Annotated in this window: 13 protein-coding genes; 12 read left to right on the top strand and 1 reads right to left on the bottom strand. The window is 73.8% G+C overall.

The window, feature by feature from the left end; translation table 11 throughout:
• The first annotated feature begins 8 nt into the window (after window positions 1–8).
• The 12 genes from ACZ7JZ_RS13170 to ACZ7JZ_RS13115 all read left to right on the top strand — a co-directional run bounded on the left by ACZ7JZ_RS13170 (window position 9) and on the right by ACZ7JZ_RS13115 (window position 14,777).
• Window positions 9–881, top strand: a complete 873-nt coding sequence (locus tag ACZ7JZ_RS13170; protein ID WP_470937472.1) for a glycosyltransferase family 2 protein — start codon at window positions 9–11, stop codon at window positions 879–881.
• A gap of 107 nt (window positions 882–988) precedes the next feature.
• Window positions 989–1,918, top strand: a complete 930-nt coding sequence (locus ACZ7JZ_RS13165) for an ABC transporter permease (RefSeq protein ID WP_470937292.1) — start codon at window positions 989–991, stop codon at window positions 1,916–1,918.
• Entirely contained in the window at window positions 1,911–2,708 is a 798-nt protein-coding gene (locus ACZ7JZ_RS13160; protein ID WP_470937289.1) for an ABC transporter ATP-binding protein, read from the top strand. The genes ACZ7JZ_RS13165 and ACZ7JZ_RS13160 overlap by 8 nt, the downstream gene beginning before the upstream one ends.
• Before the next feature lie 327 nt (window positions 2,709–3,035).
• The gene (gene hpnC, locus ACZ7JZ_RS13155; RefSeq protein WP_470937286.1) at window positions 3,036–3,947 is read left to right on the top strand and encodes a squalene synthase HpnC; all 912 of its coding nucleotides are present in this window, start codon (window positions 3,036–3,038) and stop codon (window positions 3,945–3,947) included.
• 7 nt (window positions 3,948–3,954) lie between these two features.
• Window positions 3,955–4,905: a presqualene diphosphate synthase HpnD gene (gene hpnD, locus ACZ7JZ_RS13150; RefSeq protein ID WP_470937283.1), complete on the top strand. Its 951-nt coding sequence runs from the start codon at window positions 3,955–3,957 to the stop codon at window positions 4,903–4,905.
• Between the two features lie 141 nt (window positions 4,906–5,046).
• Complete coding sequence (hpnE, locus tag ACZ7JZ_RS13145; RefSeq protein ID WP_470937280.1) at window positions 5,047–6,459, top strand: hydroxysqualene dehydroxylase HpnE; 1,413 nt, start codon at window positions 5,047–5,049, stop codon at window positions 6,457–6,459.
• A gap of 89 nt (window positions 6,460–6,548) precedes the next feature.
• Complete coding sequence (locus tag ACZ7JZ_RS13140) at window positions 6,549–7,643, top strand: polyprenyl synthetase family protein (protein ID WP_470937277.1); 1,095 nt, start codon at window positions 6,549–6,551, stop codon at window positions 7,641–7,643.
• Between the two features lie 110 nt (window positions 7,644–7,753).
• Window positions 7,754–9,778, top strand: coding sequence for a squalene--hopene cyclase (gene shc / locus ACZ7JZ_RS13135; RefSeq protein ID WP_470937274.1), 2,025 nt, complete (start codon window positions 7,754–7,756; stop codon window positions 9,776–9,778).
• A complete protein-coding gene (locus ACZ7JZ_RS13130) occupies window positions 9,775–10,479 on the top strand; it encodes a phosphorylase family protein (protein ID WP_470937271.1) in 705 nt (234 codons plus the stop codon). Before shc ends, ACZ7JZ_RS13130 begins: the two co-directional genes overlap by 4 nt.
• 5 nt (window positions 10,480–10,484) lie before the next feature.
• Window positions 10,485–11,507: an adenosyl-hopene transferase HpnH gene (hpnH, locus tag ACZ7JZ_RS13125; RefSeq protein WP_470937268.1), complete on the top strand. Its 1,023-nt coding sequence runs from the start codon at window positions 10,485–10,487 to the stop codon at window positions 11,505–11,507.
• Between the two features lie 46 nt (window positions 11,508–11,553).
• The gene (locus tag ACZ7JZ_RS13120; protein ID WP_470937265.1) at window positions 11,554–13,353 is read left to right on the top strand and encodes a 1-deoxy-D-xylulose-5-phosphate synthase; all 1,800 of its coding nucleotides are present in this window, start codon (window positions 11,554–11,556) and stop codon (window positions 13,351–13,353) included.
• The gene (locus ACZ7JZ_RS13115) at window positions 13,350–14,777 is read left to right on the top strand and encodes an aspartate aminotransferase family protein (RefSeq protein WP_470937262.1); all 1,428 of its coding nucleotides are present in this window, start codon (window positions 13,350–13,352) and stop codon (window positions 14,775–14,777) included. The genes ACZ7JZ_RS13120 and ACZ7JZ_RS13115 overlap by 4 nt, the downstream gene beginning before the upstream one ends.
• A gap of 75 nt (window positions 14,778–14,852) precedes the next feature.
• Here the strand turns inward: ACZ7JZ_RS13115 and ACZ7JZ_RS13110 are convergent, their stop codons facing one another.
• A complete protein-coding gene (locus ACZ7JZ_RS13110; RefSeq protein ID WP_470937259.1) occupies window positions 14,853–15,659 on the bottom strand; it encodes a tyrosine-protein phosphatase in 807 nt (268 codons plus the stop codon).
• Window positions 15,660–15,751: the final 92 nt, after the last annotated feature.

Genomic DNA, 15,751 nt, shown 5'->3' with positions numbered 1-15,751 from the left:
GTACGGCGATGCGGCTGGGCGCCGTCATCATCACCATGGGCAACCGGCCCGAGGAGCTCCACGCCCTGATCGACTCGGTGGCCCGCCAGGACGGCGAGCCCGTCGAGGTGGTCGTGGTCGGCCAGGGGGTCAAGGTCACCGGGCTGCCCGCGGGCATCCGTACGGTCGACCTCCCCGAGAACCTGGGCATCCCGGGCGGCCGCAACGCCGGCATCGAGGCCTTCGGTCCCGGCGGCAGCGGGGTCGACGCCCTGCTCTTCCTCGACGACGACGGGCTGCTGCCCCGCACCGACACCGCGGAGCTGTGCCGCCGGGCCTTCAGCGAGGACCCGGAGCTCGGCATCGTCAGCTTCCGGATCGCCGACCCCGACACCGGGGTCACCCAGCGCCGGCACGTACCGCGGCTGCGGGCCTCGGACCCGATGCGCTCCTCCCGCGTGACCACCTTCCTCGGCGGCGCCAACGCCGTCCGCACGAAGGTGTTCGAGCAGGTCGGCGGCCTGCCGGACGAGTTCTTCTACGCCCACGAGGAGACCGACCTCGCCTGGCGCGCGCTGGACGCGGGCTGGCAGATCGACTACCGGGCGGACATGGTCCTGCACCACCCGACCACCTCCCCGGCCCGGCACGCGGTCTACCACCGCATGGTGGCCCGCAACCGGGTCTGGCTGGCCCGCCGCAACCTGCCCGCCCCGCTGGTCCCCGCCTACCTGGGGGTCTGGCTGCTGCTGACCCTGCTGCGCAGGCCCTCGGGCCCCGCGCTCAAGGCCTGGTTCGGCGGTTTCCGCGAGGGCTGGACCAGCCCCTGCGGACCCCGGCGGCCCATGAAGTGGCGTACGGTCTGGCACCTGACCCGGCTGGGCCGACCTCCTGTCATCTGACAAGCTCCCTTCTGGGACCATGTCCGTACTCCGGGACGGTCCCGGGCCGGGGCCCAGCACCCGACGTCCGCCCCTGCTGCGCATCTTGAAGACGAAAGTTTCAACTTGTGAGTGACACAACCCACGACGGCGCCCTCGCCACGAGCAAGCCGCCGTCTCCCGACGCGGGGCTGACCGCGGCGGAGCTCGCCGCGAAGTACGGCCTGTCGGTCAGCGGCGCCCGTCCCGGCCTCGCCGAGTACGTACGGCAGCTGTGGGGCCGCCGCCACTTCATCCTGGCCTTCTCCTCGGCCAAGCTGGTGGCGCAGTACAGCCAGGCGAAGCTCGGCCAGATCTGGCAGGTGGCGACCCCCCTGCTCAACGCCTTCGTGTACTTCCTGATCTTCGGGCTGATCCTCGAGGCCGGCCGGGGCATGGACCAGGCCACGTACATCCCCTTCCTGGTGATGGGCATCTTCGTCTTCACCTTCACCCAGAGCTCGGTGATGGCGGGCGTCCGGGCCATCTCCGGGAACCTCGGGCTGGTGCGCGCCCTGCACTTCCCGCGGGCCTCGCTGCCGATCTCGTTCTCGCTCCAGCAGCTCCAGCAGCTGCTGTACTCGATGATCGTGGTCTTCGCGGTCGCCGTCGGCTTCGGCAACTACCCCAAGCTGTCCTGGCTGCTGGTGATCCCGGCGCTGTGCCTGCAGTTCGTCTTCAACACCGGCCTCGCCATGATCATGGCGCGCGCGGGCGCGAAGACCCCCGACCTCGCCCAGCTGATGCCCTTCGTCATGCGGACGTGGATGTACGCCTCCGGCGTCATGTTCTCCATCGGCGAGTACCTGAAGGACCAGCCGGCGTGGGTCGCGGACGTGCTCCAGTGGAACCCGGCCGCCATCTACATGGACCTCATCCGGTTCGCCCTGATCGACAAGTACGACTCCTCGTTCCTGCCCCCGCACGTGTGGGCCTTCGCCGTCGGCTGGGCCGTCGTGATCGGCCTCGGCGGGTTCGTGTACTTCTGGAAGGCTGAGGAGCGCTACGGCCGTGGCTGATACGCACTACGACCCCAGCGGGGCCCGCGTCCCCACCGTCATCGCCGACGACGTGCACATCGTGTACCGCGTCAACACCGGCGGCGGCGGGCGCGGCAGCGCCACGGCGGCGCTCAGCAAGATAATCCGCCGCAAGAAGACCGAGGAGACCCGCGGGGTCCGCAAGGTGCACGCCGTGCGCGGCGTGTCCTTCACGGCGTACCGCGGCGAGGCCATCGGCCTCATCGGCTCCAACGGCTCCGGCAAGTCCACCCTGCTGCGGGCCATCGCGGGGCTGCTGCCCTGCGAGTCCGGCAAGGTCTACACCGACGGGCAGCCCTCGCTGCTCGGTGTGAACGCGGCGCTGATGAACGACCTCACCGGCGAGCGCAACGTGATGCTCGGCGGTCTGGCGATGGGCATGTCCCGCGAGCAGATCAAGGCGCGGTACCAGTCGATCGTCGACTTCTCGGGTATCAACGAGAAGGGCGACTTCATCACCCTGCCGATGCGCACGTACTCCTCCGGCATGGCCGCCCGCCTGCGCTTCTCCATCGCCGCGTCCAAGGACCACGACGTGCTGATGATCGACGAGGCCCTGGCCACCGGTGACCGCCGCTTCCAGATCCGCTCCGAGGAGCGCATCCGCGAGCTGCGCAAGGAGGCCGGCACGGTCTTCCTCGTCAGCCACAGCAACAAGTCGATCAGGGACACCTGCGACCGCGTCCTGTGGCTGGAGAAGGGCGAGCTCCTCATGGACGGCCCGACCGAGGAGGTCGTGAAGGCGTACGAGAAGGAGACGAGCCGCTAGGCCGTCCCCTGCCGCCTCCTGCGGATCCGGACCCCCGCCGCACCGGTGCGGCGGGGGTCTGCTGTGCGGCGCGACATCCGGTGACGGCCCGGACACCCGGTGGGGCCGGTGTGCGTTGTACAACGTAAGCTGTAGCGGTGCCGAACCGCGGCAAGTCGGGACGATTCGCCACCCCGACGGCGGTCCGCCCCCCGGGGGCCGACCGGCGGCGTGTCCGAAATGGGATGTATTGGGTCGGCAGTGTAGAACGGGAGATGTGACGGCAATGGCTACGGGAATCCTCCTGCCCCCAGAGGGCCGAGCCGTCCCCGCAGCGGGTGGCGGTCGGTGACCCCGGCGCACGGCACCCCGGCGGACGCCCACGCGCGCGCCACGCTCGGCAAGGCCGCCGACGAGAACTTCCCCGTGGCCCCCTTCTTCGTCCCCCGCGCCTGGCGGGCCGGCCTCACCGCGGTCTACGGGTACGCCCGCCTGGTCGACGACATCGGCGACGGCGACCTGGCCCCCGGCGGCCACGACGCCCGCCTCCTCGGCCTCGCCCCCGAGCGGGCCGGGGACCGGCTCGCGATGCTCGACGCCTTCGAGGCCGACCTGCACCGCGTCTTCGGCGGCAGCCCCCGCCACCCCCTGCTGCGCGCCCTCCAGCCGGTGGCCGCGTCCTACGGGCTCACCCCGGAGCCCTTCCTGGGGCTCATCGAGGCCAACCGCCGCGACCAGGTGGTCCGCCGCTACGAGACGTACGCGCAGCTCGTGGAGTACTGCGAGTACTCCGCCAACCCCGTCGGCCGGCTCGTCCTCGGGATCACCGGGGCGTCGAGCCCCGAGCGGATCCGCCTCTCCGACCGCATCTGCACCGCGCTCCAGATCGTCGAGCACCTCCAGGACGTGACCGAGGACCTCGGCCGCGACCGCATCTACCTGCCCGCCGAGGACATGCGCCGCTTCCGCGTCACCGAGGCGGACCTCGCGGCCCCGTCCGCGGGCGCCTCGGTGCGCGCCCTGATCGCCTTCGAGGCCGAGCGCGCCCGGGTCCTGCTGGACGAGGGCGCCCCGCTGGTCGGCAGCGTCCACGGCCGGCTGCGGCTGCTGCTCGCGGGGTTCGCGGGCGGCGGGCACGCCGCGCTCGACTCGATCGCCAAGGCCGGGTTCAACGTGGCGCCCGGCCCTCCCAAGCCCACCCGCACCGGACTGCTCCGCCGGGTGGGCGCCGTTCTGCGCTCCGCGCCGAGAGAGGGGTAGCCCCACAGTGGAGGGCCAACCGCACGCGTCCGCTCCCGTACAGGCCGCGTACAGCTACTGCGAGGCCGTCACCGGCACCCAGGCGCGCAACTTCGCCTACGGGATCCGGCTGCTGCCCGCCGACAAGCGGCAGGCGATGTCCGCCCTGTACGCCTTCTCGCGGCGCGTCGACGACATCGGCGACGGCACCCTGCCGGACCCGGCGAAGCTGACCCGGCTGGAGGAGACCCGCGCCCTGCTCGGCCGGATCCGCGAGGGCGCGGTCGAGGAGGACGACACCGACCCGGTGGCCGTCGCGCTCGCGCACGCCGCGGGCCGCTTCCCGATCCCGCTGGGAGGGCTCGACGAGCTCATCGACGGGGTCCTCATGGACGTCCGCGGCGAGGCCTACGAGACCTGGGACGACCTGGCCGGGTACTGCCGGTGCGTCGCCGGGGCCATCGGACGGCTCTCGCTCGGCGTGTTCGGCACCGCACCCGGCGCGCGGGACGCGGCGCGCGCCCCCGAATACGCCGACACGCTCGGGCTCGCGCTCCAGCTCACCAACATCCTCCGGGACGTCCGGGAGGATGCGGGCAACGGCCGGACGTACCTGCCCGCCGAGGACCTCGCCAAATTCGGCTGCGCCGAGGACTGGACCGCGCACGCGGCCTCCGGACGCGCACCGGCCGGCGCGGACTTCGCGGGCCTCGTCCACCACGAAGTACGGCGCGCCAGGGCCCTGTTCGCCGAGGGGTACCGGCTGCTGCCGATGCTCGACCGGCGCAGCGGCGCGTGCGTGGCCGCGATGGCCGGGATCTACCGACGCCTCCTCGACCGCATCGAGCGCGAGCCGGAGGCGGTCCTGCGCGGGCGCGTCTCGCTGCCCGTGCGCGAGAAGGCGTACGTCGCCGTCCGCGGCCTCTCCGGGCTCGACGCCCGGACCGTCTCGCGCCGGCAGGCGGGGAGGCGGGTCTGACATGGGGCAGCACAGCGCGGTGCACGCGGCGCAGCGGACGAACCGCCGGAAGCGGGGCGCAACCCCGCACCCGGCCGCCGCGTCCCAGAAGGAGACGGCCGCCCGACCGCGGCGGACCGGCCCGGCCGTTCAGGAGGACGCATGACCGCGAACCGCGCCGTGGTCGTCGGTGGCGGCCTCGCCGGAGCCACCGCCGCCCTCGAACTCGCCGACGCCGGACTCTCGGTGACCCTCCTGGAAGGACGCCCGCGCCTGGGCGGCCTCGCCTTCTCCTTCCAGCGCGGCAACCTCACCGTCGACAACGGCCAGCACGTCTACCTGCGCTGCTGCACCGCCTACCGGTGGTTCCTCGACCGGATCGGCGGAGCCGGCCTCGCCCCCGTGCAGGACCGCCTCGACGTCCCCGTCCTCGACGCCGCCCGCCCCGGCGGCGCCCGCCTCGGCCGGCTGCGGCGCACCGCCCTGCCCGTCCCCCTGCACCTGGCCGGATCCCTGGCCCGCTACCCCCACCTCTCCCTCGCCGAGCGTGCCGCCGTCGGCCGCGCCGCCCTCGCGCTGCGCGCCCTCGACCCGCAGGACCCGGCCCTGGACGGGCTGGACTTCGCCACCTGGCTCGGCCGCTACGGCCAGTCCGCCCGTACCGTCGAGGCCCTGTGGGACCTCGTCGGCGTCGCCACCCTGAACGCCACCGCCGACCAGTGCTCCCTGGGCCTGGCCGCGATGGTCTTCAAGACCGGGCTGCTCTCCGAGCCCGGCGCCGCCGACATCGGCTGGGCCGCGGTCCCCCTGGGCGAACTCCACGACACCCTCGCCCGCAGGGCCCTCGACGCCGCCGGGGTCCGCACCGTGACCCGCGCCCGCGTCGGCGCCCTCGCGCACGCCCCCGAGGGCGGCTGGCACGTCGACGCCGAGACCGCCGCCGGGCCCGAGCGGTTCGCCGCCGGCACCGTCGTCCTCGCCGTACCCCAGCGCGAGGCGCACGGGCTGCTGCCGCCCGGGGCCCTCGACGACCCCGACAAGCTCCTCGACATCGGGACCGCGCCCATCCTCAACGTGCACGTGGTCTACGACCGCAAGGTGCTGCGGCAGCCGTTCTTCGCGGCCCTCGGCTCCCCCGTGCAGTGGGTCTTCGACCGCACCGGCACCTCCGGGCTGACCGGCGGGGGCCAGTACCTCGCCCTGTCCCAGTCCGCCGCCCAGGACGATATCGACGAGCCCGTCGCCGCCCTGCGCGCCAAGTACCTGCCCGAGCTGGAGCGGCTGCTGCCCGCCGCCCGCGGCGCGCAGGTGCGCGACTTCTTCGTGACCCGGGAGCGGACGGCCACGTTCGCCCCCAGCCCCGGCGTCGGGCGGCTGCGCCCGGCGGCGCGCACCCATGCGCCGGGCCTGTTCCTCGCCGGGGCATGGACCGCCACCGGCTGGCCCGCCACGATGGAAGGAGCCGTCCGCAGCGGGCAGACCGCGGCGCGGGCGGCGCTCGCCACGCTCGGCCGGCCCCGAGAGAACCAGCCCCGCGGCGCGGCCGCGGGGACCCCCGGCAGGAGGCCGGCATGACGATCAGCGCCACAGTCCCGACCAGCCCGGACAGCCCGACCAGCCCGGGCAGCACGACGGTACGCAGCACAGCAACAAGAGGAGAGCCAGTGAACCCGGGGAACCCGGCTGTCGACAACGCGGACACCGCAACCGGCGCCGCGGGCGCCGAGAAGGCGGACACGCTCGCCCTCCTGGAGCGGGGCCGGGCGCTGTCGACCCCCGTCCTGCGCGCGGCCGTCGACCGGCTCGCACCGCCCATGGACACCGTCGCCGCCTACCACTTCGGCTGGATCGACGCCCAGGGCAACCCGGCCGACGGCGACGGCGGCAAGGCCGTCCGCCCCGCGCTCGCCCTGCTCTCCGCCGAGGCCGCCGGCGCCCCCGCCGAGACCGGCATCCCCGGGGCGGTGGCCGTGGAGCTCGTCCACAACTTCTCGCTGCTGCACGACGACCTGATGGACGGCGACGAGCAGCGCCGCCACCGCGACACCGTGTGGAAGGTCCACGGTCCCGCGCAGGCCATCCTCGTCGGCGACGCCCTGTTCGCGCTGGCCAACGAACTCCTCCTGGAGATCGGCACGGTGGAGGCCGGGCGCGCCACCCGCCGGCTGACCACCGCCACCCGCAAGCTCATCGACGGCCAGGCCCAGGACATCTCCTACGAGCACCGCGAGAGCGTCACCGTCGCGGAGTGCCTGGAGATGGAGGGCAACAAGACCGGCGCCCTGCTCGCCTGCGCCGTGTCCATCGGCGCGGTGCTCGGCGGCGCCGACGACCGCACCGCCGACAAGCTGGAGGAGTACGGCTACCACCTCGGCCTCGCCTTCCAGGCCGTCGACGACCTCCTCGGCATCTGGGGAGACCCGGAGTCCACCGGCAAGCAGACCTGGAGCGACCTGCGCCAGCGCAAGAAGTCCCTGCCGGTGGTCGCCGCCCTCGCCGCGGGCGGTCCGGCCTCGGAGCGGCTCGCCCAGCTGCTCGCGGCCGACGCGAAGAGCAACGACTTCGACAGCTTCTCCGAGGAGGAGTTCGCGACCCGCGCCGCCCTGATCGAGGAGGCCGGCGGCCGCGACTGGACCGCCGAGGAGGCCCGCCGTCAACACGCGGTCGCCGTACAGGCGCTCGAAGAGGTCGACATGCCGCAGCACGTTCGCGAGCAACTCGTCGCGCTTGCCGACTTTGTGGTGGTACGCAAGCGATGATCTCCGTCTGGAGATGAGTTTGAGACGTCGCCGGCCGGCGCCGCCCGCTCTTGAGCGCCGGCCGACGTCAGTCCCCAGCACAGCAGAGGACACTGCAGGAAGGGGAAGCCATGACAGCGACGACCGACGGGAGCGCCGGGGCCGGCCCCGGCGCCGAATCGGCCGGGAGCACACCGCCGGAGCCCACCGCGGCGGACGCCGCCGCCCGCGCCGTGCGCCACCTGCTCGCCCGCCAGGACGAGGCGGGCTGGTGGAAGGGCGACCTGGAGACCAACGTCACCATGGACGCCGAGGACCTCCTCCTGCGCCAGTTCCTCGGGATCCGCGACGAGCACACCACCCGGGCCGCCGCCCAGCACATCCGCCGGGAGCAGCGCGAGGACGGCACCTGGGCCACCTTCCACGGCGGCCCCCCCGAACTCTCCGCCACCATCGAGGCGTACGTCGCCCTCCGGCTCGCCGGGGACCCGCCCGAGGCCCCGCACATGGCCCGCGCCTCCGCCTGGGTGCGGGCCCGCGGCGGGATCGCCGCCGCCCGCGTCTTCACCCGGATCTGGCTCGCCCTCTTCGGCTGGTGGCGCTGGGAGGACCTCCCCGAGGTACCGCCCGAGCTGATCTTCCTGCCCCCCTGGGTGCCCCTGAACATCTACGACTTCGGCTGCTGGGCCCGCCAGACCATCGTCCCGCTGACCATCGTCTCCGCGAAGCGCCCGGTGCGCCCCGCCCCCTTCGCCCTGGACGAGCTGCACACCGACGCCCGCCGCCCCAACCCCGCCAAGCCCCTCGCGTCCCCCCTCAGCCTGGACGGGCTCTTCCAGCGCCTCGACCGCGCCCTGCACGTCTACCACCGCCTCGCCCCCCGCGCCCTGCGCCGGACCGCGGTGAACACCGCCGCCCGCTGGATCGTCGAACGGCAGGAGAACGACGGCTGCTGGGGCGGGATCCAGCCCCCCGCCGTGTACTCGGTGATCGCCCTCCACCTCCTCGGCTACGACCTCGGCCACCCCGTGATGAAGGCCGGACTCGCCTCCCTGGACCGCTTCGCCGTCTGGCGCGAGGACGGCTCCCGGATGATCGAGGCCTGCCAGTCGCCCGTATGGGACACCTGCCTGGCCGCCATCGCCCTGGCCGACGCCGGACTGCCCGCCGACCACCCGGCGCTGGTGAAGGCCGCCGACTGGATGCTCACCGAGGAGATCGACCGCACCGGCGACTGGGCCGTGCGCCGCCCCGGGCTCGAACCGGGCGGCTGGGCCTTCGAGTTCCACAACGACACCTACCCCGACATCGACGACACCGCCGAAGTCGTCCTCGCCCTGCGCCGGATCCGCCACCCCGACCGGCCGCGGCTGGAGGCCGCCATCGCCCGCGGGGTCTCCTGGACCCTCGGGATGCAGTCCCGCAACGGCGCCTGGGGCGCCTTCGACGCGGACAACACCAGCACCCTGCCCAACCGGCTGCCCTTCTGCGACTTCGGCGAGGTCGTCGACCCGCCCTCCGCCGACGTCACCGCCCACGTGGTCGAGATGCTCGCCGCCGAGGGCCGCGCCGCCGATCCGCGCACCCGCCGCGGCATCGACTGGCTGCTCGCCGAACAGGAGCCGGGCGGCGCATGGTTCGGGCGCTGGGGCACCAACTACGTCTACGGGACGGGCTCGGTGGTGCCCGCCCTCGTCGCCGCCGGGATCGCCCCCGCCCACCCGGCCGTCCGCAAGGCCGTGGGCTGGCTGGAGTCCGTACAGAACGAGGACGGGGGCTGGGGCGAGGACCAGCGCTCGTACCAGGACCCGCAGGCCTGGGCCGGGCGCGGGGAGTCCACCGCCTCCCAGACCGCCTGGGCCCTGCTCGCCCTGCTGGCGGCGGGGGAGCGCGAGGGCGGGGCCGTCGAGCGCGGGATCGCCTACCTCGTCCGCACCCAGCGCGCGGACGGCTCCTGGGACGAGCCGCACTTCACCGGCACCGGCTTCCCCTGGGACTTCTCGATCAACTACCACCTGTACCGACAGGTGTTCCCGCTCACCGCCCTCGGCCGCTACCTGTACGGCGAGCCCTTCGGCGGCGGTACGGGCGCCACCGGCCCGGCCCGCGGCGGGTCCGCGGCCCGGGAACCCGCCCCGGACGGGGTGCCGCGGTGACCCGGGACCGGGACCGCCCGGCGTCCGGTGCCGCGGCCGGGGCCGACCGGCCGCTGCTGGTGGCCTGCGCCCTCGGGATCGAGGCCGCCGCCCTGCGCAGCGGCCGCCCGCCCGCCGCGGCCGGGCTGACCCTCCTGCGCACCGGCATGGGCCCCCGGGCCGCCGAGCGGGCCGTGGCCCGCGCGCTCGCCGAGCCGCCCCTGCAGGCGGCCGCCGTCCTCGCCACCGGCTTCTGCGCGGGCCTCCTCCCCGGGATGGCCCCCGGCGACCTGGTGGTGGCCGGGGAGACCCGCGACGACCGCGGCAGCACCCCGTGCACCGGCACGGAGGCGCTGGCGCAGGCCCTGGCCCGGGCCTTCCCGGGCCGCACGGTCCACACCGGGCCCCTCGCCGGCTCCGACCACGTCGTACGCGGGGCCGAGCGGGCCCGGCTGCGCGGGACCGGGGCCGTCGCCGTGGACATGGAGTCGGCGGCCACCCTGCGCACGGCCGCCGCCCTCGCCGGCGGCAGCCGGGACGGCGGCCCGGGTGCCCCCGGCGGGCGCCCGGTTGCGGCCGTCCGGGTGATCGTGGACGCTCCGGACCATGAGCTCGTCCGAATCGGCACGGTGCGCGGTGGAATATCGGCGTTCCGCGTCCTTCGTGCCGTCCTGCCTGCATTCTTCGACTGGCACCGTTCTTTGCTGCTCCCCAGGAGGTGAGCCAGATGGCCATGCCGCTGCGACAGTCCATCAGGGTCGGGACCTATCTCTTCGAACAGAAGCTCCGCAAGCGCGAGAAGTTCCCGCTGATCGTCGAGCTGGAACCGCTCTACGCCTGCAACCTGAAATGCGAGGGCTGCGGCAAGATCCAGCACCCGGCCGGGGTGCTCAAGCAGCGCATGCCGGTGGCCCAGGCCGTGGGCGCCGTCCTGGAGTCCGGGGCGCCCATGGTCTCCATCGCCGGCGGCGAACCCCTCATGCACCCGCAGATCCACGAGATCGTGCGCCAGCTCGTCGCCCGCAAGAAGTACGTCTTCCTGTGCACCAACGCCCTGCTGCTGCGCAAGAAGCTCGAGAACTTCCGGCCCTCCCCGTACTTCGCCTTCGCCGTGCACATCGACGGGCTGCGCGAGCGCCACGACGAGTCCGTGGCCAAGGAGGGGGTGTTCGACGAGGCGGTGGCCGCCATCAAGGAGGCCAAGCGGCGCGGCTTCCGCGTCACCACCAACTCCACCTTCTTCAACACCGACACCCCCCAGACCGTCATCGAGGTCCTGAACTACCTCAACGACGACCTGAAGGTGGACGAGATGATGATCTCGCCCGCCTACGCCTACGAGAAGGCGCCCGACCAGGAGCACTTCCTCGGCGTGGAGCAGACCCGCGAGCTCTTCAAGAAGGCCTTCGCGGGCGGCAACCGCCGCCGCTGGCGGCTCAACCACTCCCCGCTCTTCCTGGACTTCCTCGAGGGCAAGGCGGACTTCCCCTGCACCGCCTGGGCCATCCCCAACTACTCCCTGTTCGGCTGGCAGCGCCCCTGCTACCTCATGAGCGACGGGTACGTCCCCACGTACCGCGAGCTCGTCGAGGACACCGACTGGAGCAAGTACGGCCGCGGGAAGGACCCGCGCTGCGCGAACTGCATGGCGCACTGCGGCTACGAGCCCACGGCCGTCCTCGCCACCATGGGCTCGCTGAAGGAGTCCCTCCGGGCGGCCCGGGAGACGGTCACGGGCAACCGCGACTGATCCCGCCCCGGCACCGGCAGCCACCCGCGCCAAGGAGGGGACCCGCATGTCGATCCTGGAAGGCATCCGGGGACCGCACGACCTCAAAGCGGTCCCCGGCGCGCGCCTCGGTGAACTCGCCGCGGAGATCAGGGAATTCCTGATCCACTCGGTATCACGAACCGGAGGGCACCTGGGGCCCAATCTCGGGGTGGTGGAACTCACCATCGCCCTCCACCGGGTCTTCCACTCCCCGGCCGACCGCATTCTGTGGGACACCGGCCACCAGAGCTATGTGCACAAACTGCTGACCGGCCGCCAGGACTTCTCGAAACTCCGCGGAAAAGGCGGACTCTCGGGATATCCCTCACGGGCGGAATCCGAGCACGACGTGATCGAGAATTCCCACGCCTCGACGGTCCTGGGCTGGGCCGACGGCCTGGCCAAGGCCCGCGCCCTGCGGGGCGGCACCGGGCACGTCGTCGCCGTCACCGGCGACGGCGCGCTCACCGGAGGCATGGCCTGGGAGGCGCTGAACAACATCACCGCCGCCCGGGACCGCCCGCTCGTCATCGTCGTCAACGACAACGGCCGCTCGTACCTGCCCACCGCGGGCGGGCTCGCCCGGCAGCTGGCCGCGCTCCGGGAGGCACCCGCCGCCCGGGGCGCGTTCGGGGAGCTGGGGCTCGGCTGGATCGGACCCGTCGACGGGCACGACACCGGGGCCCTGGAGGAGGCCCTGGGCCGGGCCGCCGCGCACCGCGGCCCGGTCCTCGTCCACTGCGTCACCGAGAAGGGCCGCGGCTGCCCGCCCGCCCTCGCCCACGAGGCCGACCGCTTCCACACCGTCGGGGTCGTCGACCCGGCCACCGGGGAGCCGCTCGGCCCGCCCCCCGGCCCCTCCTGGACCGAGGTCTTCGGGGAGGAGCTGGAGCTGATCGGGCAGGAGCGGCCCGACGTGGTCGCCGTCACCGCGGCCATGCTGCACCCCGTCGGGCTCACCCGCTTCGCCGCCCGCTTCCCCGACCGGGTCTGGGACGTGGGCATCGCCGAGCAGCACGCCGTCACCTCCGCGGCGGGCCTGGCCCTCGGCGGGCTGCACCCCGTCGTCGCCGTCTACGCCACCTTCCTGAACCGGGCCCTCGACCAGGTCCTCATGGACGCGGCCCTGCACCGGGCCGGGATGACCCTCGTCCTCGACCGGGCCGGGATCACCGGCACCGACGGGCCCTCGCACCACGGCGTGTGGGACCTGGCCCTGCTCCAGCCGGTACCCGGGCTGCGCATCGCCGCCCCGCGCGACCCGGCGCAGCTGCGGTCCCAGCTGCGGGAGGCGGTGGCGGTGTCCGACGCCCCGACCGTGCTGCGCTTCCCGAAGGAGGCGGCCGGGGAGCCGGTACCGGCGCTGGGGCGGATCGGCGGGCTGGACGTGCTGGCCGGGGCGGGCGCCCCGCCGGACGTGCTCCTCGTCTCCGTCGGCGCGCTCGCCCCCGTCTGCCTGGAGGCCGCCGCCCTGCTCGCCGAGCGCGGCACCGGCTGCACGGTCGTCGACCCCCGCTGGGTCAAACCCCTGGACCCGGCGCTCGCGCCGCTGGCCCGCGGCTACCGGCTCGTGGCCGTGGCCGAGGACGGCAGCCGCAGCGGCGGGGCCGGCTGGGCGGTGGGACAGGTGCTGCGGGACGCCGGGGTGGACGTGCCCCTGCGCACCTTCGGGGTCCCCGGGCGCTTCCTCGCCCACGCGAAGCGCTCCGAGGTGCTCGCGGACATCGGACTGACCCCGGCGGCGATCGCCCGGGGCATCAGCGAGGCCCTGGGCGCCCGCCCGCAGGACCGCACCACCGACCAGGTTGAGGAGAAGAGCACATGACCGACGAGCCCCCGGCCGGCAAGCACCCGGAGGCCGCCGCCCCCGGCGGATTCGACCTGGGCCGGCTGCTCGCCGAGCGCGGCGAGGAGCGGTACGCGCTGCACGGCCGCCACCTCAATCCGCAGCTGCCGCGGATGCTCCACACCATCGGCTTCGACAAGGTCTACGTACGGGCCGAGGGCGCCCACTTCTGGGATGCCGAGGGCAACGACTACCTCGACATGCTCGCGGGCTTCGGGGTGATGGGGGTGGGGCGCCACCACCCGGTGGTCCGCAGGGCCCTGCACGAGGTCCTGGACCTCTCGCTCGCCGACCTGACCCGCTTCGACTGCCAGCCCCTGCCCGGACTGCTCGCCGAACGGCTCCTGGCGCACAGCCCGCACCTGGACCGGGTGTTCTTCGGCAACAGCGGCACGGAGGCCGTGGAGACCGCACTCAAATTCGCCCGGTACGCCACCGGCCGCCCCCGGGTCCTGTACTGCGCCCACGCCTTCCACGGGCTCACCACGGGCGCCCTGTCGGTCAACGGGGAGGACGGCTTCCGCGACGGGTTCGCCCCGCTGCTGCCGGACACCGCCGTCCCGCTGGGGGACCTGGGGGCGCTGGAGCGCGAGCTGCGCCGCGGGGACGTGGCGGCGCTCATCGTGGAGCCGGTCCAGGGCAAGGGCGTGCACGCGGCGCCCCCCGGCTACCTGAAGGCGGCGCAGGAGCTGCTGCACCGCCACCGGGCCCTGCTGATCGCCGACGAGGTCCAGACCGGGCTCGGCCGCACCGGGGACTTCTACGCGTACCAGCACGAACCGGGCGTGGAACCCGACCTGGTGTGCGTGGCCAAGGCCCTGTCCGGGGGGTACGTGCCGGTGGGCGCCACCCTGGGCCGGGACTGGATCTTCAAGAAGGTGTACTCCTCGATGGACCGGGTGCTCGTGCACTCGGCGAGCTTCGGCTCCAACGCCCAGGCCATGGCCGCCGGGCTGGCCGTGCTGTCCGTGATGGAGGACGAGCGGCTCGTCGCGCGCTCCCGGGAGACGGGGGAGCTGCTGCGCTCGCGGCTGGCGGCGATGGTGGACGAGTACGAGCTGCTGCACGAGGTCCGCGGGCGCGGGCTGATGATCGGCATCGAGTTCGGGCGGCCCTCCTCGCTGGGGCTGCGCAGCCGGTGGAAGGTGCTCCAGGCGGCCCGCAAGGGGCTGTTCGCGCAGATGGTCGTCGTACCGCTGCTCCAGAAGCACCGGATCCTGACCCAGGTGTCGGGGGACCACATGGAGGTCATCAAGCTGATTCCGCCGCTCGTCGTGGACGGGGCCGACGTCGACCGGTTCGTGGCCGCCTTCCGGGCCGTCATGGACGAGGCCCACGGGGGCGGCGGGCTGATGTGGGACTTCGGGCGGACGCTCGTCAGGCAGGCGGTCGCGAACCGCTGAGGCGCCGGGCGGGGGCCGTGCGGACGGGGCGGCCCGTCCGCGGCCCGCCCGGGCCCGGTGCCGGCGCCGGTCCGCTCAGTGCAGGAGCCGGTCGCGCAGCCGCTCCAGGGTGGCGGGCGCGAGGCCGAGCCCCTCGGACAGGTAGGCGCCGGTGCTGCCCCAGGTCTCCGTGACGGCCTCGAAGGCGGCGTCCAGGTACGCGGCGCGCGCCTCGAAGAGGGGGCTCAGGAGGGCCAGCGCCTCGGGGGAGCGCTCGGCGTCGGTGTCGGCGCCGCGCCGCAGCCGGTAGCGCCGGTGCGGGGCGTTGGACTCCAGGTAGTCCGCGGTGATGGCGTCGCGCTCGACGCCGAGGGCGAGCAGGGTGACGGCGATGGAGAGGCCGGCCCGGTCCTTGCCCGCGGCGCAGTGCATCAGGACGGGGACGCTGTCCTCGGCGACGGCGTGCAGGACGCGGCTGTGGTCGGGAGCCCGCTCCACGATGATCTGCCGGTACGAACGGGACATCCTGGCCGCGGCCCTGCCCTCGCCCAGGATCTGCTGGAGCTGGGCCAGGTCGCCGTTGCGGACCATCTGCCAGAACTCGTGGCCGTCGGCGGGGTCGGAGAGCGGGACGTTCACGTTCCGTACGCCCGGGAGCTCCACGTCGGGCCCTTCGAGGGACTGGTCGGCCGCATTGCGGAAGTCGAAGACGGTGTGCAGCCCGAGGGAGGCCAGGAAGGCCGCGTCCGCCTCGGTGGCATGAGCGAGATGTCCGCTTCGAAACAGATGCCCGGTACGAACCGTACGCCCGTCCCTAGTCGGAAGGCCGCCTACGTCACGGAAGTTGCGGACTCCGGTGAGCTCCGGCTCCGCGGGCGGGGCGGGGGGTATGGGCTGGGTCACGCGGACTCCTGCGGTTCGGCCGAGGTGGAGGGTGATCTGTCCGAATTGCGCTACTTGGCGTCAAGTTGCCGCATCCGACGGGCAGATGTGAG

The sequence above is a fragment of the Streptomyces sp. NPDC038213 genome, from assembly GCF_055600495.1.
The sequence above is the reverse complement of the archived record's forward strand: the minus strand, read 5'-3'. Positions and strand labels throughout refer to the sequence as shown.

What these genes read in the sequence shown, in the direction of transcription:
- hpnH (WP_470937268.1), top strand. Translation starts at nt 10,485, where the DNA reads ATGGCCATGCCGCTGCGACAGTCCATCAGGGTCGGGACCTATCTCTTC.
- hpnE (WP_470937280.1), top strand. Translation starts at nt 5,047, where the DNA reads ATGACCGCGAACCGCGCCGTGGTCGTCGGTGGCGGCCTCGCCGGAGCC.
- ACZ7JZ_RS13120 (WP_470937265.1), top strand. Translation starts at nt 11,554, where the DNA reads ATGTCGATCCTGGAAGGCATCCGGGGACCGCACGACCTCAAAGCGGTC.
- ACZ7JZ_RS13115 (WP_470937262.1), top strand. Translation starts at nt 13,350, where the DNA reads ATGACCGACGAGCCCCCGGCCGGCAAGCACCCGGAGGCCGCCGCCCCC.
- shc (WP_470937274.1), top strand. Translation starts at nt 7,754, where the DNA reads ATGACAGCGACGACCGACGGGAGCGCCGGGGCCGGCCCCGGCGCCGAA.
- ACZ7JZ_RS13170 (WP_470937472.1), top strand. Translation starts at nt 9, where the DNA reads ATGCGGCTGGGCGCCGTCATCATCACCATGGGCAACCGGCCCGAGGAG.